The 4,676-nt window shown below is 73.3% G+C and carries 4 protein-coding genes and 1 pseudogene; all 5 read left to right on the top strand.

Translation table 11 applies throughout. The features are described 5' to 3' along the window. Nucleotides 1–439 (top strand): annotated as a pseudogene (locus tag H5J33_RS24270) (reductase); the annotation flags it as partial. Nucleotides 440–490: 51 nt separating this feature from the next. After that, nucleotides 491–1,768, top strand: a complete 1,278-nt coding sequence (locus H5J33_RS24265; RefSeq protein WP_181797006.1) for a histidine kinase — start codon at nucleotides 491–493, stop codon at nucleotides 1,766–1,768. Beyond that, nucleotides 1,753–2,406, top strand: a complete 654-nt coding sequence (locus H5J33_RS24260; RefSeq protein WP_181797005.1) for a response regulator transcription factor — start codon at nucleotides 1,753–1,755, stop codon at nucleotides 2,404–2,406. Before H5J33_RS24265 ends, H5J33_RS24260 begins: the two co-directional genes overlap by 16 nt. Nucleotides 2,407–2,542: 136 nt before the next feature. Further along, nucleotides 2,543–4,012: a DUF1996 domain-containing protein gene (locus H5J33_RS24255; RefSeq protein WP_181797004.1), complete on the top strand. Its 1,470-nt coding sequence runs from the start codon at nucleotides 2,543–2,545 to the stop codon at nucleotides 4,010–4,012. A gap of 272 nt (nucleotides 4,013–4,284) precedes the next feature. Then, the gene (locus H5J33_RS24250) at nucleotides 4,285–4,665 is read left to right on the top strand and encodes a hypothetical protein (protein ID WP_181797003.1); all 381 of its coding nucleotides are present in this window, start codon (nucleotides 4,285–4,287) and stop codon (nucleotides 4,663–4,665) included. Nucleotides 4,666–4,676 lie beyond the last annotated feature (11 nt).

The following is a 4,676-nucleotide window of genomic DNA, read 5'->3' as shown; positions in this document are numbered from 1 at the left end:
CCTCGCCGGCTGGCTGCTCGGCGCCCTGGAGCGCGGCCTGGGCGGGCCGTACAACCTGGTCAGCCCGCCCGGTCACACCACCATGGGCGAGCTGCTCGACGCCTGTGTGCGGGCGACCGGCGCGGACGCGGAGCTGCGCTGGACCGACCCGGAGACGATCCTGGCCGCCGGGATCGAACCGTGGACCGAGCTGCCGGTGTGGGTGCCGCCGGGCGGCGAGACGCACGGCGCCGTGCACGGCGCGGACGTGTCCCGGGCGGTGGCGACCGGGCTGGTGTGCCGCCCGGTGGCGGAGACGGTCGCGGACACCTGGCGCTGGCTGAGCGGGCTCGGCGGCACCGGACCGCTGCGCCCGGACCGCACCCGTCCGGGCCTGGATCCCGAGGTGGAGGCGAGGGTGCTGGGCCTGGCCCGGGGTGTACCTGGCACCACCCCCTGACGTGGGGGCCGGCCCCGTGACCGGGCCCGGCGGCTCGGCCAGACTGGCGCCATGAACACCGACGTCCAGCGGGACGACTTCCGCGCCCGCACCCGGCAGGCGGTGCTGGCCGCCGTACAGGGGCTGGTCCTGGCCCTGGCGATGCCACCGGTGACGGTGCTGTGTTTCGCCTTCACCGTCATCTCCCTCGAACTCCTCCCGCTCGGCCTCGGCCTGTTCCTGGTGCCGCCGGTGTTCGGCGCGGTGCGCCGGTACGCGCGGGCCCGCCGGGAGCTGGCCGCCGAGTGGGGCGGGGTGGTGATCCCGGTGGTGTACCGGCCGGTGCCGCCGGGGGCGGGCCCGTGGACCCGTACGGTCACCCTGCTCCGGGACCCGCAGTCCTGGCGGGACCTGCGGTGGCTGCTGGCCGACATGACCGCGGGCACGGCCACCGCGCTGCTCCCGGCCGTGCTGCTGTTCCTCCCGGTCCAGGGGCTGCTGGTGGCGGCCGGGCTGTGGCGGGCGTACGTACAGGGCCCGGGCGACACCTACTGGTACCTCTTCGTGCCGGTCACCGGGCAGGCGACCGCGCTGCTCGCCGGCGCCCTCGCCGCCGTGCTGCTGGTGGTCGCCCACCGCTTCACCCCGTCACTGCTCACCGCGCACTTCCGGCTCACCCGGGCCGTCCTCGGCGGCGGCCGGGGCGAGCTCACCGAGCGGGTGCGGGTGCTGACCGAGACCCGGCGGGACGCGGTGGACACCTCGGCCGCCGAACTGCGCCGGATCGAACGGGACCTGCACGACGGCGCGCAGGCCCGGCTGGTCGCCATGGGCATGGACCTCGGCACCATCGAGATGCTGGTCGAACGGGACCCGGCCGCGGCGAAGAAGCTGATCGCGCAGGCCCGCCGGAACTCCGCCGAGGCCCTGGAGGAGCTGCGCGACCTGGTGCGCGGCATCCATCCGCCGGTCCTCGCCGAGCGCGGACTCGGCGACGCGGTACGGGCGTTGGCGCTGCGGCTGCCGCTGCCGGCCGAGGTGAGCGTGGAGCTGTCCGGCCGGGCGGAGGCGCCGGTGGAGTCGGCCGCCTACTTCGCGGTCAACGAGGTGCTGACCAACGCCGTCAAGCACTCCGGTGCCGACCGGCTCTGGATCGACGTGCACCACACCGACGGCCGGCTGCGGCTCACGGTCACCGACAACGGGCGGGGCGGCGCCGCGGTGGGGGCCGGCTCGGGGCTCGCGGGGGTGGAGCGCCGGCTCGGTACATTCGACGGAGTCCTGGCCGTCAGCAGCCCCGCCGGCGGTCCCACCATGGTGACCATGGAGATCCCGTGCGTGTTGTCCTAGCCGAAGACCTCTTCCTGCTGCGCGACGGGCTGGTGCGGATGCTGACGGCCTACGGCTTCGAGATCGCCGCGGCCGTCGAGTCCGGTCCGGAACTGGCCAGGGCACTGGAGGAGTCGACGCCGGACGTGGCCGTGGTGGACGTACGGCTGCCGCCCACCCACACCGACGAGGGCCTGCAGTGCGCGCTCGCCGCCCGCCGGGCGCGGCCCGGGCTGCCGGTGCTGGTGCTCTCCCAGCACGTGGAGCAGCTGTACGCGCGCGAGCTGCTCGCCGACGGCGACGGGGCGATCGGCTATCTGCTCAAGGACCGGGTGTTCGACGCGGAGCAGTTCGTGGACGCCGTACGGCGGGTGGCGGCGGGCGGCACGGCCATGGACCCGCAGGTGATCCAGCAGTTGCTGTCCCGGCGGTCGGCCGGCGACCGGCCGCTCGCCCGGCTGACCCCGCGGGAGCGGGAGGTGCTGGAGCTGATGGCCCAGGGCCGCTCCAACGCGGGCATCGCGGCCCAGCTCGTGGTGACGGAACGGGCGATCGCCAAGCACACCTCCAACATCTTCGCCAAGCTGGGCCTGGAGGTCTCGGACGACGACAACCGGCGCGTCCTGGCGGTGCTCGCCTATCTGGACCAAGGCCGGTGACCCGCCGACTCCGCTGATACGCGAGGGAATCCACGGGAACGGTGAACACCTCCGGGGCGGCGTCCGTATCCAAGGGCGCCGCTTCACTCCTGTCGGGCGCCTCGGTGCCGCCCCACAAGGACGTCAGAGGAGTTCCATGGGACGCAACACACGAAAACGCCGTACGCCGCCGGCCGCCAAGGCCATCGCCGCAGCGGCGGCCCTAGCGCTCGGCGGGGGCGGGCTGCTCTGGGCGAACTTCCACGCCTCGGCGCACGAACCGGACCAGCGGGCCTGGGGAGGCAACGCGACCAAGGCCGCCACGGCCCGGGTCGTGACCGTCTCCTGCCCGGACGTCGGCCAGCGGCTGACGAACGTGCCGGAGCCGGCCCGGCAGGGCGTGGCACGGGAACTGGCCGATCTGGACCGGCAGATCACCGAGGCGTACGCCCGGCTCGCCGCCACCCGCAACGCGCAGGCGAAGGACCCCGGCTTCGTGCGGAACGCGATCGTCGGCCCCCTCGGCGAGAAGCGCGCGGCGACGATCGACCGGATCCGGATCGGCATCCAGCGGGCCGGCGGGTCCTTCGACAACGCGCTGAAACAGCTCGCCCCCTGCGCCACGCGGAACACGAACCAGACCGACGCCGGCGGGGGGCAGCAGCAGAACAACGGCGGGCAGCAGGGAGGCATCGGCGGGCAGGCCGGCAACGGACCCGTCGCCGCGGACTTCGTGGACATCACCAAGGTCGCGCCGAACGTCCAGGGCACCCCCCGCCGGACCGGCGACGCCTCGACCGGCACGTTCACCACCCGCTGCGGGGTGAACGCCAACAAGAACCACAACACCGACAACGTGATCGTGGCGCCCGGTGTCACCAACGGCGCGCACCACCTGCACGACTACGTCGGCAACCAGAAGGTCGACGCCTTCGCGAGCAACCGGACGCTCCTGCGGGGCGGCACCAGCTGCCGGAACCGCGGTGACCTGTCGTCGTACTACTGGCCGGTCGTCCGCGTGCAGGACGGCACCCGGGACTTCGACCAGAACGCCGACGGCGGCGGCAGGGAGGGCAACGCCGGCCGGATCCTGACCCCGGTCCAGGCCGAGATCAAGTACGTCGGCAGCCCGGCGGGCAAGGTCGTCGCGATGCCGCGGTTCCTGCGCATCATCACCGGTGACGCCAAGACCACCACCAACGGCACGGCCAACGCCAACGCGCACTGGAGCTGCACCGGCTTCGAGAACAAGGTGCAGCTCACCGACCGCTACCCGATCTGTCCGCAGGGCAGCGAGGTGGTGCGCTCGTTCGCCTTCCAGAGCTGCTGGGACGGGCAGAACACCGACAGCGCCAACCACCGTACGCACGTGGCCTTCGCGGACCCGGCCAGCGGGGTCTGCCCGAACGGGTTCAAGGCGATCCCGCAGCTGACCATGCGGCTCGTCTACGCCGTTCCCCCGCCGGTGATCCGGAACGGGCAGGTGAAGAACGCCTACGCGGTGGACGGTTTCCCCGAGCAGCTGCACAAGCCGGCCACGGACCACGACGACTTCATCAGCGTCACCACGAACGGACTGGCCGGCAGGATCGCCGACTGCCTCAACCGCGGACTCGACTGCGCGTGACCCCCACCACGGGCAGCTGACCGAAGGCCGGTGACGACCCCCTCGTCGCCGGCCTTCGCCCTGTCCGCGGCACGGTCACACGCCCTGCACGCCGCGCGGCATTCCCCGCCCGCGTGCCCTCACCGTGCGTCCCTCCCCCCACCCATCCGCCCGCACCGCACCGGAATCCGTGATGCAGCGATCCTCGTCAGAAGCAGCGGCCCAGGCCGTGCCCCCCACCTCCGACTCGGGCGGCTCCGGTCCCCGGGACGCACGGCGTCCCGGTCCGGCCGGTGATCGCCTTCCGGGTCGTCTCCGTGCTGTTCACCGTCAACACCCTCGTCCAGGCCGCGCTGGCCGGACTGTTCGTCAACGGCGACGTGGGCCTGCTCACCGCCCACGACATCAACGCGCGCGTTCTTACGATGATGCTCCTGGCCGAGACGGTCGCCGCCACCGTCGCCTGGAGGGTGCGGGCGAACCGGGTCTGGCCCACGGTCCTCGGCGCCGTACTCCTCGCGCTGATCGTCGTCCAGCAGATCGCCGGGTACTCGCGCGACCTGCTGCTGCACATTCCCCTCGGTGTCGCCCTGTTCGGCGGGGCGTGCACGATGACGGTCTGGGCGTTCACCCTCACCCTGCCCGTCCGGACGCTCAAGGCGCTGCCCCGATGACCGGCCGCGCC

It is taken from the genome of Streptomyces sp. WELS2 (assembly GCF_013870595.1).
Classification (GTDB): Bacteria; Actinomycetota; Actinomycetes; order Streptomycetales; family Streptomycetaceae; genus Streptomyces.
This window is presented reverse-complemented; position numbering and strand designations above follow the sequence as displayed.